This is a genomic window from Paenibacillus sp. UASWS1643 (assembly GCF_008693195.1).
Classification (GTDB): Bacteria; Bacillota; Bacilli; order Paenibacillales; family Paenibacillaceae; genus Paenibacillus; species Paenibacillus amylolyticus_B.
Genome location: NZ_VXKZ01000093.1, coordinates 56,960 through 77,738, shown reverse-complemented (window position 1 = coordinate 77,738; position 20,779 = coordinate 56,960). Strand labels below are relative to the sequence as shown.

Here is a 20,779-nt window from a genome sequence, read left to right as displayed (position 1 = left end):
GGTCTTCCCGATCTTGAATATGCATAAAACCCACCTGTATAATAGGTTTAAATACATGTTCAAAAAGTCTGGTTTTCAGTACCGAGAAGATGGAATGAAGCTAGAAATGGAGTAGCGGAGCGTAGGAAAACTACGTGAGCAACCACAATGTTTCCAAAGGAAACATACTTCGTAAGCCTCCCGCTTATTTCGGCTGAATTTCAGCTTCGATGTTGATCATGCCACTAGGCATGATTCGTAATCAAAAGTGGACTTTTTGAACTACATCTGTAAGCGAAAATTTTAGATCGTATCTACGATACTTATACATTAAAGAGGTGTTCCTGATGACCGAGATTGAACGCATGAAGGAGGACCACCACGAATTTTTGGATATTATATTCTTCACTCCATCTGAATTTGAGAAAGCCGGGGGCGCCTGGCCGATTCGCATTGGCCGTAATATAGCCAAAACCAACTATCATATTGGCCCGCGCACTACGCCTTATTATTATTTGCTGTTTGTACTGGAGGGGGAAGGTACATTCATACAGAACGGACAGCGTCACGCCCTTCGAGCCAGGGATGCGTTCTGTCTGTTTCCACATGTTACCCATGAGTACTGGACAGACCCAGAGGATACGTTGCAGAAAATATTTATCGCCTTCGATGGTGCATACGCAGCCGAACTATTGTCTCGGATCGGACTTACACCTGACTTACCATACCGTTCAGGTGTACTTACCCCGGAGACTGCAAGTGCCATGCGCTCGTTCATGGAGGATGTTCGCAAACCGCAGGATGGAGCAAGTGATCTAGGGCGACTCACCCGTTTTCTAAGCCTCTTTGACCGGATCGCCCGTTCCCCTGCAACCAAAGGATTGCAACCGGATTCAGCCACACCTTGGCTCCAGAAAGGCAAGGAATACATGGACATTCATTTTGCAGGCGGCATCTCCGTGGAAGGTGTGTCCGCTCATGCAGGCGTGGATCGAACCCATTTTGCCAAACAGTTCCGCAAAGCCTATGGTCTGTCCCCTGTGCAATATATCCAACAATTGAAAATGAATCAGGCCAAACGTCTGCTGGTGCAGACGCCGCTAAGCTTAACAGAAGTGGCTCATTCCGTAGGTTACCCGGACTTGTTCTCCTTCTCCAAAGCGTTCAAAAAGCAGGTTGGACTGCCACCCAATCGCTATCGCACATCGGAGAGTACTAAAGAGTAAGTCCATAAAGAAAAGTGGAATCTGTTTATTGATATGGGCTTGAAACAATCAAAGGCAAGTTCCTTCGATCATTTGACCGTGGACTTGCCTTATTTTTTAAACTATATAATTGTAATCTACGCTCCTACATATATGTTAGCAACACTAAACAATATGTGTATATAAGAAAAATGAATATAACCTTACATAAATGAAACAAAATTCAAGTTTAGAAGTTACAGATGGTAGATTCACATTTCATTCATATGTATAAAATGAGTTCTTGTGCGTCTCAACTATAGAAGATTCGTTTTCGTTTAGAACTACCCTGTATAAATAGTTGAGACAATAAAGAAACACAAATTGGTGCTTAGTAATTTAAAGGAAAAATTTCACTGATCGTATTTAGATCGATTTATCATCTATTTACTGAACTAAAGTAAGAAAATTCCTGAGGTTCTCCCTTTATTACAGAAACATTTAAGGGATCTCCCCCCTAATAGCGGTATCCCTTTAAAAATCTGAATTTACTTAAGAACACATCACATATGCCAGCACAATAGATTACATTATTAAAAAAATATCTCAACTCTAATCTGTACTATATTCGTATATTTCGCTATTTATCCTTCTTTGTGACTTTCAAAGGGTAAGAAAATAAAGTGAATTTTGCTATATTTCAAATATACTATCTAATTCATAGGCTCTTGATGCTTTGGATTTTCACTTGAAGAGCTGAACTGTTCAATATTCCCGTCTTTGGAAATGATGTATTGATACTTATCATTAGGTTCGTCAGCGAATGTTACGGCAGCACCATAAGGAGCTTCTGAGCTTTTGAAGGAATACGTGCCGGATATATCTTTAAGCTCCTCAGGTGAATAGCCTTTGTGTTGAATTAAGTAGGCTCTAACTTTCTCTTCAGCATCATTTTTTTTGATTGGATTACCGAATAAACTTAAATATCCCCATCCTGATATAACTACAACTAACGCTAGAATAGATAGCAAACTGATTTTAATTCTTTTAGTCATATAAAGTCCTCCTATTATGAGAGTTGAAACTAGAAATAATTCACAGTTAAGCCCCAAAAGGGAGCTTAACTGTGAATATAAGAAATATTTGAACTATTAGAAGTTACTTCCCCAAGAACCAGCCAATGAGAAACCTTTTTCATTCAGAAAATGATAGGGGCCATAAATACCACTCCAAAATGGTCCATGTCCATCAATGGATACCCCTCCACCAAAATAATAAGCATCCCAAGCAATTTTAGAGCAATATGTTTCCTTTTCGTAGGATCCAATTGTGTTTATTAAACCATATTTTACCACACTTTTATAATTTGTATAGTAGGAAGCAGCCCATGCACCCGCTTTGCTAGCTACACTTGAATTTGTATAACGCATAATCTTGGTATTCTTGTTTCTACTTTTCCATGTAGAAATAGAAATTTTCTCTAGTGGCAAGTCGTAACCACCAATTGAGACAACGCTTCCTCCAAGATCCGTTACAATCCCAGCATGTCCTGTCAGACCTTTTGAACTAGTACTGTTGGTTACTAGTACGTCACCAACACGAATAGGTGTAGAAGTTCCTGGATAATACTCATCCGGTATTGCGAATACTCCTACGGAGTCATCATTCTGTTCCGTAATTACATTATTAGTGTTACTAAATTCTGAGGCTCTCACTGTGGGAGAATCAGTAATCTGTTGTTCGGCATATGTAGTAGTTTCTGCACTAGCCATACCGATTGAAAAAATAGAGAAGATCATTAGCAACAAGAAACTAGTTAACAATTTTGTTTTTTTCATTATTTATCTCCAAAATGAGTATATTTCGAACTTCGGCCGATGTCGATAATGGAATAATATTACAATATTTAATTTAAGTAAATAGTATAATATACCTATTAATAATAACAAAAAAGGATAAAATTAGGCTTTTAAATCAACTTATATCAGCCACTCAAAAAAAACCTCTGTTTTATCCACCTAATCAAGGGTTTAATTGGAGGCATGAGCTGTGAACGTTGAGTAAGTGCAGGCTATTATGATATCGGTAATATTTATCCCCTACTAATTGTCTTATGTAAAAAAACCTCCTGAGCTACAGACGCAAGGAACGAATTCCTTTGCTCAGAAGGAATGGATAAATAACGTTAAAGCTCTTTCTATGTTGCAGCTATATGCCTTGCTTATAAATATTCTCGCTTACAACTATTCCTTCTTTTCATCCTTGCGCGCAAGTGGAATACCGTTCTTCTTGGCATACCATGCTTCATAATGATGCACAGCTACACCTGCAAATGAAGAATGAGAGGAACCGAGATCAAACACCTTCGCCATCTCTTCATCCATATTGCTAACCGGTTTACGGAAAAAGGTCAGGTGATCCCCCTCGTGTGTATCCGCAAGTTCTGCTCCGATCCAGACTTTCTTGCCGAGATCATCCGCTTCGTCCAGTTCTTCCTTGGACAGATCATACATCTGCTGCCCACTGTCCCGGTAAGCCATAATGGCCACCGCATCGAAATGAGAGATCACCCAGCGGCTGAATGTACCATCACCTTCAGTCGACTGACGGGCATCAAGCCAGAACGGGATGGCAGCACTCATGTACAGTCCGGCATCCTCGCCGGCTTTTGTCCAGGCCTTCATGTTGTTCTGCCACTCTGCAATGACGCTGCTCTCCTCGTTCTCCCAGCGCTTCAGCTGATACGGCTCCACATCCAGTTGAATGCCTTCGAAGCGTTCATTCTTGGCCGAAGCTGCATTGTATGCTCGTACTCGCTCGATAAAAGCAAGCCCTTCATCCCGCTTTTCCTCATAGGCCCAGTCTGCATGACCGTTAAGTCCATGCACTTCAATCTCAGCCTGCCCTGCAGCCGCAATGAATTTGCGATATGTTGCATCAGGTACCTCATCCTGGATTTGCAGGAAGATGGTATCCACGCCCTGTTCTTTGGAAAAGTCAATAATCTCAGGCGTTTGTTCTGCAATAATGGACGCGTCCCACAGCCAGGTCGCTTTATGTTCCTCCGCCGAGAACCATTTGAACATCCAGGACAGAAGCAGCAGGCACAACACCACAGCCAGAATGGCCCATTTCGCCATACCCACCAGTTTGCCCCGTTGCCTCATATATTTCCTCAGACGAGCAACGCTTCACTTGGCTCAAGCACAGGATGCTGCACCGAGTGACCAATCTTGTAGATATGCGGATGTGTGTACGAACGGAACGCATTACGTGTATCCAGAATCGGCACACCCATCTCGGCAATATCAAAGTAAGGCAAATCGCTGTGGTTGGTGATCAGCACGATGCAATCGTACTTTTTGAACTGCTCCAGATTGAACACTTCGCTGTGTACGGTCTCGCCATGTTTGTCCTTGAAGGAATCCGCATGTGGGTCGTAGTAGCTTACGTTAGCTCCACTTTCCTTGAACAATTCATATACTTCCAGTCCTGGTGATTCACGCAGGTCGGCAATATTCGGTTTGTACGACATACCAAGGAGCAGAATATTGGATTTACGTACGGATTTAGCGTATTCGTTCAGAATCGTTGACGTTTTGTTCAGCACATAATATGGCATGTTGTCATTGGTGGATTGCGCCAGCTCAATGAATTTGCTATAGAAACGGAAGCCTTTGGCCTTCCATGACAGGTACATCGGATCAAGCGGAATGCAGTGTCCACCGATGCCTGGCCCTGGATAGAATGGCATGAAACCAAATGGTTTCGTCGCCGCAGCGTCAATAACTTCCCAGATATCGATTCCCATGCGGTCACACATCATCGCCATTTCATTCACAAAGGCAATGTTCACACTGCGGAATGTGTTCTCCAGCAGTTTGGACATCTCAGCCACTTTTGGCGAAGATACCGGTACTACCGTTTCTACATATTTGCTATATAGCGCTGTTCCGAGCTTCAAGCAAGCTTCGGTCGTGCCCCCGATGACTTTCGGTGTATTAAATGTTGTGAAACGTCCGTTGGACGGGTCCACACGTTCAGGCGAGAAGCAGAGGAAGTAGTCTTTACCTGCTTCTTGTCCGATCTTGTCCAGTTGCTGCTGGATCAATTCTTCCGTCGTACCTGGATAAGTAGTGCTCTCCAAGGTAATCAGCATGCCTGGTTTCATATGCAGTTTGATCTGATCCACAACGGTCTCGATGTAAGACGTATCCGGGTCTTGATTCTCACTAAGCGGTGTTGGTACGCAGATACTAAGTGCGTCGATCACGCGCAGCATACTGTAATCTGTCGTTGGCTGGAAACGGCCGCTTTGCATTACTTTTTTCAACTCATCGGACGAAATATCGTGAATATAGGAATCTCCTTGATAGATACTCTCTACTTTGGACGCATCCAGATCAATTCCGATTACCGTGAAACCTTGATTGACCATTTCCACGGCAAGTGGAAGTCCTACGTAACCGAGCCCGACAACGCCGAGTACAGCTTCTTTATTTTCAATCGCATTCAGTAATGTGTGGAATTGTTGATTCTCCATGATATTCCCTCCGGGCAGTGTATTTTGGTGGTGCTTAAAATCCATATAAATAGATGAGTGTCTGTGCTCTAAATGTTGCTCTAATCTATCTGATTCATAGTGTAAAAAAAGCTCTTACTTTGCACTTCACACAATCAGTTGTTCCAAGCTACCTTCTAATGCAGGCAGCGTCTGATTCGGGCATCCAGCTCTACAGGTGAGAACGGTTTGGTCATGTAATCATCGACTCCGCTGCGGAAGCATTGACTGATCGTCTGCTCGACACGTTGCTCGGTCAACACAACAATTTTGGGTGGCTGCTCCATCTCCAGGTTCTGAATATGATGGATGAAGGGCAGACCGTCGATGCCATACAGATTCAGCTCGGTGAGCACCAGGTCTGGTGTAACTTTCTCGATCAACTCCAATGCAGCCAGTCCATCGACGGCTTCATAGGTTTCATATCCCTGCATCTTCAACCGCAACTGCAGGAATTCGCGTACCGTCGGATCGTTGTCCACAATCAAAATTCGTTCCGGCTCGTCCGCCGTATTGTCCAGCGTGTAGATATGAATCTCCGACGAATCTACGAGCTTCGAGGACTCAGCCATATGCTGAATAGTTGCCTTCGAAGGGCGCTCCCCTTCCGGGAAACTGGCCAGTGTAATCTGCGGATCGGCACCGGGTACAGTCTCTTGCAACTCATGCTTGATCCGAAGTCCTTCATAATGAACTTCATCCAGTGACAACCCTGGCAGCAGGACGGCTATCGCCTGAGTGGCCCCATCCTTCCACACCTGGAAAGCTGTCCCGCTCGTCTGTTCCAGATGTGTCCTAACCTGCTGCTCAGGTTGAGAGTTTCCTGCACAATGGATGAACATTAAGCCGCATGTTTCGGCACCCGTTTCCTTCAATCCCTGTTCTACACTTCGGTACACATTAACGGCAGCCTCACGCTGCAATGTCGCCGTATTTGGCATGTTCTTTTCCACCCTTCTCCTCGATTATCTATACAAGTTGCTGTAACTTACCATGATCTCTGTACTTAAGCGGCTTCGCTTGTTTTCTTCTCATCCTCGGACCAGCTTTGGCGTGTCATGGTACCCCATGAGTTGTTGTTTTGCATGAACTGCACATGTCCCTGCAATCTCCACAGTACGCCCAGCTGATGGTAACCCACGAACTTCAGCGCGGAGTAAACTAGCATTTTGACCAGATCGGAGAGCTTGTTGTAACGCTTGAAAGCAATCTCCTCCAGGACAAGTGCACCTACACTCAACAGATAACCACTCACAAAGTTCAGCAGTCCGAACAGAACCAGAATCGGCCATTGTGTCATATCCAGAAGGACATATCCAGCGAGAGCCAGAAGTCCGGTAATCCGGAAATACGGGTTCAACGCTTCAAAAATAACGTTATACGGCATGGTCACCATACCCATAACCTTATATTTCGGATTGAACAACATACCGCGATTCTCGAGCATGTTCTTCAGATTCCCACGGCCCCAGCGCTTGCGCTGACTGGACAAGATCCTGTAGGAATCCGGTGCCTGTGTCCAACATACGGCCTCGGGACAGAAGGCAACGCGGTACTTCAATTTGTTTTCCAGCATGTAACGGTGAAGCTTGATGATGATGTTCATGTCTTCCCCAGGATAACCATCCCGGTATCCACCCACGGCGATAACAGCGTCCTTACGGAACATGCCGAAGGCACCGGAGACAATGATCAGACCGTTCATGTGACTCCAGCCAATCCGTCCGCCCAGGAAGGCTTTGAGATATTCAATCGACTGGAACATGGGCCAGATCTTGCGTGGCAGTGATACATCTTGCACTGCCCCGTTTTCAATTTTGCAACCATTGGCGATCCTTACATCTCCACCGATGGCTACCGTCTCTTCCGGATTCTCCATATACATGCGTGCCATGCGGATCAGGGCATCCTTCTCCAGCAAAGAATCGGCATCGATGGAAGAGATCAACGGATAATGGGACAGGTTGATCCCGGCATTGAGGGAATCGGCCTTACCGCCGTTTTCCTTGTCAATGACATACAGATCAGGAAACTCCGGATTATGGTAGATCCCGCGAATTTTCTGACAGGCGATCTTGCCCCGAATCTTCGTATTGGGTACTGGCTTCAGACGATATTCATCCAATAAAATCTTCAGTGTGGCATCACTGGAGCCGTCATTTACGACGATCACTTCATAGGTTGGATAATTCAGCGTCATCAGGCAGTTCACATTTTCAATAATCGTCAGTTCCTCGTTGTATGCCGGTACCAGCAGAGAAACCGAAGGCACTAGTTCCGAGCCTGACAATGTATTGTATTTGGAATAATGCGACCGCCGGAAGATCGTCCAGATGTTACGGAACGATAAGGCCAGAATGGAAAAATAGAGCGTATTTACAAAAACAACATAGTAGATTGCGACCATGCCGTAGATTAATAGTAGATCCCTAAGCAGTGTAATCCCCTCCTACCGTAGCGACACCTGTGCGTTTCTTGCTGGTTCTGTTCTCTCGGACAGGGCCAAAATAGCGATCGTACAGCAGTCTTTTTTTGTTATGTGCAATCATCTGCTCTACAGCTCTGTCATCGGTTCTCGTGTGCTGCATGGTACTCTCAATCTGCTGCATCGCAATCTCGCGCTCAGCAACTGTACCTTGCACCGCAGCCTGACACAGCGCTTCGAATCCCGGTTCACCGAGCTTGCTCAGACTCTCCGCACTGTTATATCGAACTCTCCAGTCCTCATCCCGCAGCGCTTTGCGCAGCAATGGAATACTGCCAGATGCATGTTTCGAACCAAGCGCTTGTACCACTTCGGCGCGAACTTCGGGGTCGGGGTCCTGGATCAGCTTCAGAATTGTCTCATCCCGGAGTGCCGGACTTGCGCTAAGATATAGCTTCACTGCTTCGGCACGTACATCCTGATGTTCTGCGCCTACCAGTCTGTCGAGTGCAGGCATCACTTCAGGTACAGCCTGTCCCCACATGGCAACCAGTCCGACTTTGACAAAATCAGGATTCCGATCTTCCAGCAATTCAATTAGAATTCTGCTCGTATCCAGACTCGTTTCGAGCAGAATATCTGCTGCCAGATGGTGAATGGACTTGCCTTTGGTTAACAGCAACGCGAGCATGTCTTTCAGTTCACCTTGTCGGGTCGTACATCTGGAGATGGAACGACCAATCATAATAGCCATCGGGCCCGGCTTCTCATCCTTAAGCAATTCCATCAAACCCGGAACGGCTTCGGGACAACGCATGCCACCCAAGCGATAAGCTGCATCAATCTGGCGACCGTAACGCAAACGGCCCAGTTCCTTCAGATCATGCTCTACGAATCCTGCTTCACGGCACAGTGCGATTAATTTGTCGCGATACTCACCCTTAAACTGGTCGATCCATTCAATCAGTCTGTCCTGAATGACTCTGCGTTCCAGCGGAGCCAGTTTGCCTGGTGGCAATTTGAGTGGACTATTCTCAGTCAAGGCTGTTTGCAGATAGGTGAAGTAGTCACGCTGCTTCAATTCATAAAACGCCGTCTTGCGTCGTTTGCCATTGTGGGACATTTTCATGGCAAACAATACGATGACGCCTACAACAACAAGTGCGATACAGATGTACAAAAACAGATAGGCCAAAGCCAAACTTGGAAACATGTGAAAAGGTCCTCCTTTATACTCATTTATTCGATCTGAAAACTAGGAATTTTTTCATAGCTCTTCTTCATTTTTTCGTAGCTTAGCTTCAGGCGTTCACTATACTGCACCTGCTCCCAAGGCTGCCAGCTATATACCGGCAATGTCTTCAGATCCAGGGTCGTCTGTTCACCCCCAGGCCAAGATACTTTCTTCGTGGCGCGGTCCGTTAACCACGGAATGAGGGCAACGCCTTCCACAGCAACTGTAGAGAACTCACGTCCATTCTTGAGCGGTCCATAGTCGATCGCTTGCAGCGAACTCGGATCACCGAACCCGAGCAACATCCAGGGAATTCGCATCTCCACCTGATTGCCGTTATACTGCCATGCCGTTAATGAATCCGTATCGGGCTGACCGGGAGCCGTCGTTCCCCGCTTCAATGTTCCGACCTTTTCATTCATGAATGGATGAGCAGATCGGGTATCCGGCGGTGTCATTCTCAGGCTGACTGCCAGATTCCATGGGTGGAACGGATCTGCGGAGTCTGACTGCTGATCTGGTAGCATGTCGTATCCATCCTTGCCATACAGACGCTGATTAAAGTCATAATCCTTGGCGATCTCCACCTGAGATTCTTCATCCTGCCCCAGTGTAATCACCGTCTCAAGACCATCACTGAGCGTCCGGCCCGGGAGTAACTTGTCAGGCTGACTGCCTCCAGCAAGTGTATCGGTCCCAATTCGCAGCACTGTCTTATCCGGGTCAAACGGTTGATCCAAGGTCAGCCCAATATACAGATAGGCTTCGTCATGGGTCATCTTCATTTCCTGAATGCCGTCCACTTGGCCCTGCCAAGTCGTGACCTCTTCATCCTTCAGATCGTTCCAGTCATCCAGTGATCCGTCGATGGTCAACTGTTCCTGTTTACCGGGGTCCATGGCAAGCAGGCCAAACATCTTCTCGTTTGTCAGCACGTTCAGCCAATATGCACGGCGATCAGCCGGGATTTCCAGTGGCATTGTGTTCCATGTTTTTTTGAACCATTCATCCTGCCACATGAACACAATGGCTCCCGAGTATCCCTCATCATAGATATCCTGCGTCAATGACGCGTCAATATCTCCCTGCTCTACTTCGTTATGTCCACCCTGATTCCGGCCTCCCATACCCAGATGGGAAATACCAAGAGAAGAAGGTACGCCATACTCTGTAATCATTACAGGCATATCGGAAAACTCGGCTTTGAGTTTGCGCAGATAACTTTTGTACGTGTTGTACTCACCGTTCTCATCCTTGATGGTTTGGAGCGTTTTATCAATATGGAACAGATCCGGGTAATACGGGTACACATGGTAGGCTGCAAAATAACCTCCCTGCCACGCCTCCGGCTGAATATGTCGGGCATCCACACTGACGAGATCCTCTTCATACAGCGGCTCGCCGGGATGATCCAGCACATCGGTCGTTACCCAGTTGGTGAAGGTCATCGGATGTTCCCATCCATACTGCTTCTCCAGGACCGCCGTATGATCCAACAGCTCTGCCAGCCAGTTCTCGAACGGTGACGCTTCTGGACTCGCCGAGAAATGAACTCCCTTGTACTGCGGCACGTCCGCATGTTTTGCGTTTGTGTTGTCTACCATCGCCGGGTCCCATTCCGTCCCCACATGCCAGGCCATCAGGTATTTTCCTGCATTCGTTTTGTATTTGCCGCTGGACTCTCCCTGCTTGGCAGGAATGTCCGCATCGCCATAGACAGCAGATACGGCCTTTTCAATCTCCTGCTTGAACGTCTGCTCAATATGGGCCGCATAGGCATCCTGCTTCTCAATCAGCTCTTCTTCAGGTGACCATATGCCCTGTATAAAATATAACGGTTGCTCCCGGCCGCGGTTATATTCGACCAATGCGGAGTAGAAAATCGGTTCGTGAACCGTGTATACCCGGATTACATTGGCTCCCAGATCCTCGATCTGCTGGAACCACCGCAAGTAATCCTCTTTGGTCAGCGGGAATTCTCCCGGGTAATGCCCCGGTGAAGTTGCGCCCAGGTTGACACCTTTGACGAACATCTCCCTCCACGTTCCATCTGGCCCGTATTCCATGAACCGGTCTCCATCGGTCTTGAATTTCATCTCCGTGCCGTTCTCCGCTGTGTACGTAACGAGCTTGGGTTGCATATAGTGCCATCCGGCAAATATCCCACCGGTCACCACCACTGCTCCTGTCAACACCGTTAATAGCCAGCGTCTTCGTCTTTGTCTGCTCATGTCTTTAGATTGCTCACCTCTCTAATATGCATCCTGCTTCAACATCGAATGGTCCAACATGAAGTTTACGAATCATTCCGCTTCGGATGTCCGCTTGGTAGAGATGTCAGCGGTGTAGTTCTCACTATAGCGCTAAGACTCTGCATTTGTAACTAGGCTGATGGAAGCAAACATGAAATGGAACATTCTGCCCATAATTCGTAAAAAGCGCCATCAACTAGCATCCGAAAGCCTCCAGGATGCGTCTGATTCCCAAACACTAATATTTGCTGGAATCGCATGGATTAGATACCCTGCTGATCTTGCACTTCTGGAACCTTTATTGTTATGTGCAACGCGGGTACAGGCAACGTTTGCCGTTTGAACACATACCCCATTAAACGCGAGTTATATTTTAAAGTTGCGGACCTTTTTACAGTATTAACCATAAAGATTACAAAATTGATACTATAGTCCGATAACGCATCAGCGATATTCCGCGTCACATCAAGGTTTTCTGAAAAATGCAGAAAATCAAAAAAGGACATCAGTCCCCCTCTATAGGACTGTGCCCATTTATAACCCTTTTACAAAAAACCAAATGAACGCCTGGTCATCACCCAGAGGTCACAGATCTCTCACATTAAATGTAAAAAAGCACATCTTATTTCCTAATTTCTGCCTCTAATATAGCTAACCCATAATTGTGTCCAATTTGCAAAATAATTCCGGTTGCTGCATTTCGAATTGTCAGATATGCTTATAAAACAAGAACACTTGTTCCATACTGTAAATAAACTGTTAATTATCGATGTTCAAACGAAGATAATTGATGCTTAACAGATGAGCTTAGCATCACGGATAAGGAGAGAAGTCTTATGCCCCGCCAAGACAGACGTGTCATCATGCTGGCAGACTGCCAGTCATTCTATGCCAGTGTGGAGAAGTCTGCACACCCCGAATACAAGGACCGCCCCCTCGTTGTTGCGGGAGATCCGGCGCGCCGTTCGGGTATTATTCTTGCGGCCTGTCCACTCGCCAAGTCCTATGGAATTACAACAGCAGAACGACTGGGCGAAGCGCTCGCCAAATGTCCGGATGTTGTTGTTGTTCGCCCCCGGATGGCCGAGTACATTCGGGTGTCCCTTCATATTACGCGTATCCTTCAGTCTTACACCGATCTGGTGGAACCCTATAGTATTGATGAACAGTTTCTCGATGTCACCGGAAGCCTGGAACTGTTCGGCAGTCCCGAGACGATTGCCCGTAGCATTCAATCGAGGGTGATGGATGAGACGGGTGTGTACATTCGGATCGGCATCAGTGATACCAAGGTCGTTAGCAAGATGGCCTGTGATCTGTATGCCAAGAAAGTCCCGGGAGGCATCTGTACGCTACCTCGCAAAGATCTGCCTTCCACCATCTGGAAAAAACCTGTGCGAGACATGTTCATGGTGGGTTCCCGCATGGCGCAGCATCTCTACAAGATGGGGGTTCATACGATCGGTGATCTGGCTCAGACTCCGCTATCCCGTCTGAGAGAACGTTGGGGTGTGAATGGCGAGGTACTGTGGCGTATCGCCCGCGGTATGGATGATTCCCCGGTCAAACCCGGGACATATGCTCATCAACAGCAGGGGATCGGACATCAGATGACGCTGCCCCGGGACTATGACTCCTGGGAAGATATCAAAGTGGTACTGCTTGAACTGGCGGAACTTGTCAGTCGACGTTCCCGGGACAAATCACTCATGGGCCATGTGGTCTCGGTTGGTTGTCGCGGACAGGATTATGATCAGCCTACCGGTTTTTCCCGCCAGATGAAGGTGAATGAACCCACCAACATTACGGATGAAGTATATGATGCGGCAGCAGCTCTGTTCCTGCGCCATTGGGACGGATTACCCATCCGCCGTATCAGCGTGTCACTGACCGGACTTGTACCCGATTCCGAAGTGCAGCTGTCCTGGTTTGATGACCGTGAACGTAAAAGAGAACTGGAACGTACCACGGATGATATCAAGCGCAGGTACGGAGATACCGCCATCATGCGGGCATCCTCCCTCTGCTCGTCCGCGCAAGCCCATGAACGTTCTCATAAAATTGGAGGTCATTATAAATGAGTAAAAAATTGCAGCAAAACGGTATCTTTGAATCCTCACGCATGATGCTTCCCGAACACCGGGAAGCCTACATTCTTCATCAGGAACAACTTGCTCCTCGTACCCGCCCATCTCTGGATGCCCAGGCGGCGGAAGAAATGTCCCGTTTGCTCAGCAACTCGATGATGCTTGGAGATATCGTTACCATTACGTTGTTTCACGAACAAGACGATATCCGTTACACGGGGCAGGTGCTTCGGCTGGACCGTCCTGCCCGTACCCTCAGACTACTGATGGAAGATGGGTCCCGGGATATTCAGATGAACCTCATTACAGATGTAGCCCTAGCCAATGACTGAAGGGATATATACCCACCCCGATGTTGTGAATGTTCCATGATAGATGCAGCATAGCCGTTGCCATACAGGACTGCCTTCCTACACAACCTGATGATCACCAAAAGCAGCCGACGAGACATACCCGGACCATTCACTTCGTTCTAAAGAAGCAAAATATCAGATATGTGATTCATCGGCTACATATAAGGGTAGGCTTCTTTTTTTTGAAAAATTTTTAGAAAAAGCTCCAGTCGAATTCCTTGGACAGACGCTCCAGCAGATGCACGCCGGCAATGCTGTTACCTTTGCGATTCAGAGCCGGGCCCACAAGACCAATGCCGAATTGCCCCGGTACTAGGGTCAATATCCCTCCGGATACACCACTCTTGGCGGGCAAACCGACCTCAATTGCAAATTCGCCTGAAGCATTGTACATACCACAGGTCGTCATGAAGGTTTTGGCAATCTGTACATAACGACGAGGAATAAGTTCGTTGCCCGTAATCGGATCTGTTCCATCATAAGCCAGAACGAGTGACATTCGTGCCAGATCAGTACAGGTAACTTCAATAGAGCAATGTCGGAAATACACGGCAAGTACATCTTCCACGTCATCCTTGATCACACCATTATGCTTCAAAAAATACGCCAGCGAACGATTCAGGTGACCACTCTCCGACTCGGACTGGAATACCTCTTCGTTATAGCCCAGCTGATCATTATTCGCCAGTTTGCGAAAAAACTCCAGAATGCGCCGTGATTTCTCCTCTTTGCAGTCACCTGCAATTAGAGAGGACACCGTAATCGCACCCGCATTAATCAAGGGATTAAACGGAATTCCGGGTTCAACCAATTCAAGCTTGATCATCGAATCGTAATCGTCGCCTGTGGGTTCTTTTCCTACATTAAAGAAGACTGCTTCTTCTCCATGATCCATTAAGGCCAGAATAAGGGTAAATACTTTGGAGATACTTTGCATCGTAAATGGGACACCGCAATCCCCTGCAGACACATGGTTCCCTTCGGCGTCCATGATATGTATACCAAGCTCATCCTGAGAGGCTTTCACTAGCTCAGGGATATAAGAAGCCACTTTCCCCTGTCCGGTGTGCAAACGACTGGTCTCCAGCCACTCCGGCAGTAACGCATTCAGACGTTCCATGGTTGAATTGCTCATATGTCATCTCCTCCACATCTCTATATAAGCACCTTGCATGAAATGTGCATGGTTAACGCCCATATGAATAAATGAGTAATGAGCTCCATCCATCTCATGCAATATGCCCTATATTATCTGATTACCCTCAGAACAGTTCCTTACCGCTTCATTTGAAGATTCAACTCCAAAATCTCACCAGGAAGACCATCGTAATCGCCCGTCCAGGTGGATACAAAGTTCTGTCTGGTCAAGATCCGGCGGGAAGCAGCGTTAGCCGGATCGATAACTGCATAAAGTGATCCAATCCCTGCGGCTTGTGCCTGAATAATCAACCGTGACGCTATGGATGTGCCTTGACCTTTGCCCCAATGTTCAGGCAGGATCATGTAACCTATCTCAGCCTTGGTCGGGTCCTCCTGATCCGGAATCAATTTGGCATACGCCACACCGGCACCATCTTCACTAAATACCCTGTAATGTCCGCAAGTGGAACGCTCATTAAACTCCAGCATGGACTCGAATTGCGTTCTCGCCTCTTGTTCCGGTAGTGCACGTTCTGTAATCTGTTTCATTACTTCCATATTGGAAACCAATGCATAATAATCATCAAAATCAGGTTGTGTGTATTTAATGAACTTCATGATATGCCTCCTCTGGGGTACATAACTTGGTCTTAGTCTTGTTGAATTCACCTAGAGTATAACAGATGCGAATGATGGAATGCACACAAGGCACCACGCTTGCAGGCGCCAGATGGTCCGATAGGCCAACAAGTCAGCAATCTGACAACTGTAGATACCAAAAAGCGGCCTCATCTGGAGACCGCTTTGTTTACTTTGTTTTTAATTTGCTTTTTAAGATGAAGAAATATTCTCAGTTCTGTGCTTCCAATGCATGCTATTAGCTTGCCCGTGATGAAGGGTTAAGGTTCATCTGTTTTTCACGTTGACGTGCACGACGACCTTGACCCGGAGGTGTAATAATCAGTGCGAGCAACAGCGAGACAGCGCAGAGGACGGCAATCACGATGAAGGTTAGATGGAATCCACCCAGCAGGGCGCTGATGAATGAGCCAGCCAAAGCACCAAATCCAAATCCCTGATAGATCACACCATAGTTTTTGCTCTGATTTTTCAATCCGAAGTAATCGGCCACAATCGCCGGGAATACCGTAATGTTACCGCCGAAGCAGAAGGCAACGGCCGCCACACAGGCGAAGAAGATCCCGAAGGTCAGTGGAACCAGACTAAGTGTCATGACAGCTACGGCTGTAACGAGCAGCGCACCAGCGATGACTTTCATTCGTCCTACTTTATCCGACAACGCACCGAGAATAATACGTCCTGCCGTGTTAAAGATTGCAACCATGGCCACTGCGTTCGCAGCGGTAGCTACATCAAGACCTGCAAGCTGTACACCGATATCTTTAACAATACCGATCAGATACAAACCGCTCATACACGCCGTGAAGAAAATAACAAACAGCATGTACGCTTCTTTTGTACGCAGCATCTCTTTCACCGTGTAGTCATGACGTGCTACGACTTGTTTGGATCCTTCCTTGCTTTTCGGAGCCTGTTCACGAACAACCGCTTCACGGATCAGGAATGATCCCGCAACGACCAGAACTAGAACGATAATGCCCCAGTACATAAATGCCTGAGCAGGACCAACGGCACCAATCAATGCCGTGTTCACATATTTGAACAATAAACTACCGGTACCAAAGGCTCCGACCGAGATCCCCGAGATCAGACCTTTACGCTCCGGGAACCATTTGATCAGATTAGACAGCGACGTAATGTACGCCGTACCATCTGCAAAACCAACGACAAATCCAGCCAAAATGTACAGCAGTGTCAACGAGGTGACTTGGGAACTCAGAATAAGACCCAGCCCAAGCACAACCCCGGCTACACGGATCAGACGCTGAAGACCCCAACGTTCCTGCAATCGTCCTGCAAACAATGTGGCAAAAGCCAAAGCAAAACTGGTAATTGAAAAAGTTATCGCGACCGAGCTGACGTCCCATCCGAAACGATCAGACAACGGTTGATTAAATAAACTCCAAGTATAGATGGTTCCAAGACCCATTTGTACAATGATGGTCCCCAAAACAATAAGCCAGCGATTCATTTTTGTAGGTACAGATGTTGATTCAGGTGTTGATGAAACGGATGAAATTGTTGCTTTCATCGTGATCTCCCCTTTGCCGATGTCATATACATGAATGCGTTCACAAGCTAATCATACATGAAAGGGGATTCATCACACCGTTTTGAGCATGAGTTGCATCAGATGCGGAATGAAATGCTTCTAGATGCGCATGAGTTGCCTGAATTCTTTGACCTTCCCACGACTCACGGGCACTTCAGCTTCCAAATCGCGCAGACGGAGCAGATACGTATTGTTGAACCAAGGTACGATTTCACGGATTTGAGACAGATTTACAACGTACGAACGGTGGCAGCGAAAGAATGTATCCTCTGGCAGTCGGCTGTGAAAATCCGATATGCTCACTGGCATGGTGAACTCCCCATTATTGGTATATACCTTTGTCACTTTCTCTTGCGCTTCCGCATAGTAGATATCTGCCGTATCCGTAACAATAATATTGTCATTCCGCAGCAGATTAATTCTTCTATCTGTATGGGAATTCGTATCCACCAGGGTAGCTGGTCCATCCTCAGCATGTTGCTCCACCGGCGCATGATCACGTTTGAATGCGAGCTCCAGCTTCTGGAGCATTGCAGCAATTCGTTTCTCGTCATACGGCTTCAGAATATAATCAAACGCCTCCAACTCAAAGGCTTCCGCTGCATGTTCCTTATACGCCGTAGTAAATACAATGTAGGGTTTCGTTGCAAACTTTCCAATATGATGGGCCAGCATCATACCGTCCAGCGAGGGAATATTGATATCGAGAAAAATAACATCTACTTCTTGTTCCTGCAAAAACTTCAGTACATCCAGCCCATCTTCAAGGCGATCCACCACTTCAATCTGACTATGTTCCTGGATTAAATAATTCAATTCCTCACTTGCCAGAATCTCGTCTTCCACAATAAGAGCTCTCATTGATCCATCATCACCTTGTTACGACATCTCCTTTGGGCACATCAAATAAAATATCGGTTCCTTGTTCCAGCCGTGTAATGGTTACACCTTGTCCGTAGATAAGCTTGACCCGGCGATGCACATTATATAGCCCGATCTGGTTACCAGGCATACGGTCATGGTACACACGTTCAATAATATCTGCACTGATACCTGCCCCTGTATCGCTAACACTGATTCGAACAAACTCCGGATAATCCTGCACCCGAATTCGAACAGTCCCGGGTCCTTTGACCTTGAGAATGCCATGAATAATTGCATTTTCGACGAGCGGTTGAATAACAAGACTCGGAATATGCACCGCAACCTCATCAATGTCATAGATCACGTTAAGTCGACTGCCAAAGCGAGCTTTCTCAATCTCTACATAATTCCGGACCTGTTCCAGTTCCTTATGAATATCAATTAACTCATCCGACAGCTCCAGATTGTAACGCATGTACCCGGATAGATTCACAATCAGCTCCCGTGCTCGATCCGGTTTGGTTCGGATGGACGATGCAATCGCATTTAACGCATTAAACAGAAAATGAGGATGAATAGTTGTCTGTAATGCACGCAGCTCTGCTTTGTTGGCAGCAGCCTTGATCTCCTCTACCCGCGATACCTCCATCTGGGTCGAGATGATCTGGGACAGACCTACTGCCATCGTTTGCAAAGGATACGTAATTTTATAAGCTTTGCGATAATAGATTTTGAGCGCACCTGTAATGTCTCCTCGTTCTTTGAGTGGAATGATTAACAGCGAGTGGATATCCGGTGTTTTTTCATCAATGACATCATTACTGATCGTAATCTCCCCGCTGGATATCGTCTTCTTGGTCATCTCACTTATAATTTCATTACCGATATGATATCGTTCTTCACCAAATCCTACATAAGCCAGTACATTCCGGGTATCCGTAATTGCAACCGCATCGGCCTGAATATCCTCCTGAATAATCCGGCAGATTTTGCGCAGAGAATCCTCATCAATCGATCGAAAATACGGCAAGGTTTTGTTTGCAATCTCCAGTGCTAGCTTCGCCTGACGGGCTGCAATCATTTCCTTTTCCCCTTCAACACTCTGCACCAGGAGCACAATCAGCCCAATGTTGACTTCACCCAGAATCATAGGCAGCGCAATCTTCGAGACAATGTCGGCACCCAGTGGATCGGGATAGGAATATAGCAGGATCAATAACATCGTGAGCGCTTCACAGATCATTCCGGCACCAATACCGATAATCCATCGCTTAGGCTTGGGCGTGTACTTATGTATATATCCGGAGACCAGACCTGCCAGGATACTTGTGATCAGACAAGGTATAGCTGTGACTCCATCCATATCAATCAAATACCGATGTACCCCGGAGACAATCCCCGTAATAATACCCACAGGCGCTCCGAACAAAATACCACCCGATAACACGGCGATGATCCGCACATTCACCAGTGAACCTTCAACATTAATGCCCGTATATGTCCCGAAGATGGCAAAAGCACAGAATAACAAGGTAACCGCAATAGACTCCTGCCACCTTAATTTCCCTTTTTGAAGAATCTGCCTGAACCTCGGCACCCTCGACAGAAAGAATAAAAATATAATCAACAGCGCGGCCCGTTCAAATAAACCAAGCAGCATCGTAAACATTTCCAATCGTACTTCCTCCACATCTGTCTGAAAATAAAAGGCATGTCTCATTGTAATGCCAATCCGCCACAACATCTATAAATTAAGTCTGATTCACACAACTAACTTGTATGCAACAGTTTACCGCTCCCCCCGGAGGAAAGCAAAGTACATCCTGTGACAATCAAAAAAGGGAATATGTGAAGATCAGCCATCACCTCATATTTCCATAAAATCAACAAATACAGAAATTCCTATGATATAATTAATGACTTGTCATGTTATTCCAATTGGTCAAAATTAATTACAGAAAGGTGTTCATACATGCTTGCCATTATACTCCTAGGTTCGCTTCTGCTTTTTAGTGTAATATGGCTTATCCTATATGGTGTCTCCAGACGATCCAACGATCCTGATCGCTCAACAAGGCTTGTCCTGCAAATTATTTTATTTATCTCAATCCTAATCTTACTTGTACAAGACTACATGCTGAAAGAATTCCCTTCCAATAGCATTATCATTGTAGTTTTAATCATAACTTTAATATTCATCAGCTCTTTCCAAGATAAAAAGAGTACAACTAAAGAAAATACATAAAAATTTTCAATTTGAAGCTTAACTAAGGCTGTCTTCATCCCAGCTGCTATCCACCACAAAAAAAGGGGTGTTCCATCGTGTCATCTACATGACTAATGGAACACCCTTCTTTACATTACTACACCAACTTGGATGTAATTTGGTTTTTTATAAAGTACTTTCGTTTACACAACAACGGAGAGGGCAGAACCAATCTGAAGAAGCGAAGCGTGCGCCTTTATCCCCGGATTTTACCCTTTAGAAAAGGGAATCCAAAAAATC

The 20,779-nt window shown here is 46.3% G+C and carries 16 protein-coding genes; 3 read left to right on the top strand and 13 right to left on the bottom strand.

Going from position 1 to position 20,779, the window contains the following annotated elements; all coding sequences use genetic code 11:
* Positions 1-326: 326 nt before the first annotated feature.
* The gene (locus FE296_RS04175; RefSeq protein ID WP_124116111.1) at positions 327-1,205 is read left to right on the top strand and encodes a helix-turn-helix transcriptional regulator; all 879 of its coding nucleotides are present in this window, start codon (positions 327-329) and stop codon (positions 1,203-1,205) included.
* A 671-nt stretch (positions 1,206-1,876) separates the two neighbouring features.
* Here FE296_RS04175 and FE296_RS04170 read toward each other — a convergent pair.
* The 8 genes from FE296_RS04170 to FE296_RS04135 form a co-directional block, all read right to left on the bottom strand.
* Positions 1,877-2,218 (bottom strand): DUF3139 domain-containing protein, encoded by a 342-nt coding sequence (locus FE296_RS04170; RefSeq protein ID WP_150364297.1) that lies wholly within the window; start codon positions 2,216-2,218, stop codon positions 1,877-1,879.
* Positions 2,219-2,314: 96 nt separating this feature from the next.
* Positions 2,315-3,001, bottom strand: coding sequence for a hypothetical protein (locus tag FE296_RS04165; protein ID WP_150364296.1), 687 nt, complete (start codon positions 2,999-3,001; stop codon positions 2,315-2,317).
* Between the two features lie 405 nt (positions 3,002-3,406).
* Positions 3,407-4,330: a hypothetical protein gene (locus FE296_RS04160; protein WP_150364295.1), complete on the bottom strand. Its 924-nt coding sequence runs from the start codon at positions 4,328-4,330 to the stop codon at positions 3,407-3,409.
* An 8-nt stretch (positions 4,331-4,338) separates the two neighbouring features.
* On the bottom strand, positions 4,339-5,706 hold the full coding sequence (locus FE296_RS04155) for a nucleotide sugar dehydrogenase (RefSeq protein ID WP_150364294.1): 1,368 nt from the start codon (positions 5,704-5,706) through the stop codon (positions 4,339-4,341).
* Between the two features lie 155 nt (positions 5,707-5,861).
* A complete protein-coding gene (locus FE296_RS04150) occupies positions 5,862-6,665 on the bottom strand; it encodes a response regulator transcription factor (RefSeq protein WP_124116106.1) in 804 nt (267 codons plus the stop codon).
* A 65-nt stretch (positions 6,666-6,730) separates the two neighbouring features.
* Positions 6,731-8,131, bottom strand: a complete 1,401-nt coding sequence (locus FE296_RS04145) for a glycosyltransferase family 2 protein (RefSeq protein WP_190945020.1) — start codon at positions 8,129-8,131, stop codon at positions 6,731-6,733.
* Between the two features lie 22 nt (positions 8,132-8,153).
* Positions 8,154-9,362 (bottom strand): HEAT repeat domain-containing protein, encoded by a 1,209-nt coding sequence (locus FE296_RS04140; protein ID WP_091018251.1) that lies wholly within the window; start codon positions 9,360-9,362, stop codon positions 8,154-8,156.
* Between the two features lie 26 nt (positions 9,363-9,388).
* A complete protein-coding gene (locus tag FE296_RS04135) occupies positions 9,389-11,614 on the bottom strand; it encodes a hypothetical protein (protein WP_150364293.1) in 2,226 nt (741 codons plus the stop codon).
* 857 nt (positions 11,615-12,471) lie between these two features.
* On the opposite strand from FE296_RS04135, the gene FE296_RS04130 reads away from it, so the two are divergent.
* Positions 12,472-13,716, top strand: a complete 1,245-nt coding sequence (locus FE296_RS04130; RefSeq protein ID WP_150364292.1) for a DNA polymerase IV — start codon at positions 12,472-12,474, stop codon at positions 13,714-13,716.
* Positions 13,713-14,054 carry a YolD-like family protein gene (locus FE296_RS04125; RefSeq protein WP_150364291.1) on the top strand — a complete coding sequence of 114 codons (342 nt, stop codon included), beginning with the start codon at positions 13,713-13,715 and terminating at the stop codon, positions 14,052-14,054. Before FE296_RS04130 ends, FE296_RS04125 begins: the two co-directional genes overlap by 4 nt.
* A 214-nt stretch (positions 14,055-14,268) precedes the next feature.
* Here the strand turns inward: FE296_RS04125 and glsA are convergent, their stop codons facing one another.
* The 5 genes from glsA to FE296_RS04100 all read right to left on the bottom strand — a co-directional run bounded on the left by glsA (position 14,269) and on the right by FE296_RS04100 (position 19,933).
* On the bottom strand, positions 14,269-15,210 hold the full coding sequence (glsA, locus tag FE296_RS04120) for a glutaminase A (protein ID WP_124116102.1): 942 nt from the start codon (positions 15,208-15,210) through the stop codon (positions 14,269-14,271).
* Between the two features lie 140 nt (positions 15,211-15,350).
* Positions 15,351-15,833 (bottom strand): GNAT family N-acetyltransferase, encoded by a 483-nt coding sequence (locus FE296_RS04115; protein ID WP_150364290.1) that lies wholly within the window; start codon positions 15,831-15,833, stop codon positions 15,351-15,353.
* A gap of 259 nt (positions 15,834-16,092) precedes the next feature.
* A complete protein-coding gene (locus tag FE296_RS04110) occupies positions 16,093-17,328 on the bottom strand; it encodes an L-lactate MFS transporter (protein WP_150364304.1) in 1,236 nt (411 codons plus the stop codon).
* A 180-nt stretch (positions 17,329-17,508) separates the two neighbouring features.
* Positions 17,509-18,270, bottom strand: coding sequence for a LytR/AlgR family response regulator transcription factor (locus FE296_RS04105; protein ID WP_150364289.1), 762 nt, complete (start codon positions 18,268-18,270; stop codon positions 17,509-17,511).
* Between the two features lie 10 nt (positions 18,271-18,280).
* Entirely contained in the window at positions 18,281-19,933 is a 1,653-nt protein-coding gene (locus tag FE296_RS04100; protein ID WP_150364303.1) for a sensor histidine kinase, read from the bottom strand.
* Between the last annotated feature and the right edge of the window lie 846 nt (positions 19,934-20,779).

Bases quoted from the DNA above. Each gene is read 5' to 3' on its own strand.
- FE296_RS04100 (WP_150364303.1), bottom strand. From the start codon at position 19,933: ATGCTGCTTGGTTTATTTGAACGGGCCGCGCTGTTGATTATATTTTTA.
- FE296_RS04150 (WP_124116106.1), bottom strand. From the start codon at position 6,665: ATGCCAAATACGGCGACATTGCAGCGTGAGGCTGCCGTTAATGTGTAC.
- FE296_RS04160 (WP_150364295.1), bottom strand. From the start codon at position 4,330: ATGAGGCAACGGGGCAAACTGGTGGGTATGGCGAAATGGGCCATTCTG.
- FE296_RS04145 (WP_190945020.1), bottom strand. From the start codon at position 8,131: ATGGTCGCAATCTACTATGTTGTTTTTGTAAATACGCTCTATTTTTCC.
- FE296_RS04125 (WP_150364291.1), top strand. From the start codon at position 13,713: ATGAGTAAAAAATTGCAGCAAAACGGTATCTTTGAATCCTCACGCATG.
- FE296_RS04115 (WP_150364290.1), bottom strand. From the start codon at position 15,833: ATGAAGTTCATTAAATACACACAACCTGATTTTGATGATTATTATGCA.
- FE296_RS04170 (WP_150364297.1), bottom strand. From the start codon at position 2,218: ATGACTAAAAGAATTAAAATCAGTTTGCTATCTATTCTAGCGTTAGTT.
- FE296_RS04130 (WP_150364292.1), top strand. From the start codon at position 12,472: ATGCCCCGCCAAGACAGACGTGTCATCATGCTGGCAGACTGCCAGTCA.
- FE296_RS04165 (WP_150364296.1), bottom strand. From the start codon at position 3,001: ATGAAAAAAACAAAATTGTTAACTAGTTTCTTGTTGCTAATGATCTTC.
- FE296_RS04135 (WP_150364293.1), bottom strand. From the start codon at position 11,614: ATGAGCAGACAAAGACGAAGACGCTGGCTATTAACGGTGTTGACAGGA.
- FE296_RS04110 (WP_150364304.1), bottom strand. From the start codon at position 17,328: ATGAATCGCTGGCTTATTGTTTTGGGGACCATCATTGTACAAATGGGT.
- FE296_RS04155 (WP_150364294.1), bottom strand. From the start codon at position 5,706: ATGGAGAATCAACAATTCCACACATTACTGAATGCGATTGAAAATAAA.
- glsA (WP_124116102.1), bottom strand. From the start codon at position 15,210: ATGAGCAATTCAACCATGGAACGTCTGAATGCGTTACTGCCGGAGTGG.
- FE296_RS04175 (WP_124116111.1), top strand. From the start codon at position 327: ATGACCGAGATTGAACGCATGAAGGAGGACCACCACGAATTTTTGGAT.
- FE296_RS04105 (WP_150364289.1), bottom strand. From the start codon at position 18,270: ATGAGAGCTCTTATTGTGGAAGACGAGATTCTGGCAAGTGAGGAATTG.
- FE296_RS04140 (WP_091018251.1), bottom strand. From the start codon at position 9,362: ATGTTTCCAAGTTTGGCTTTGGCCTATCTGTTTTTGTACATCTGTATC.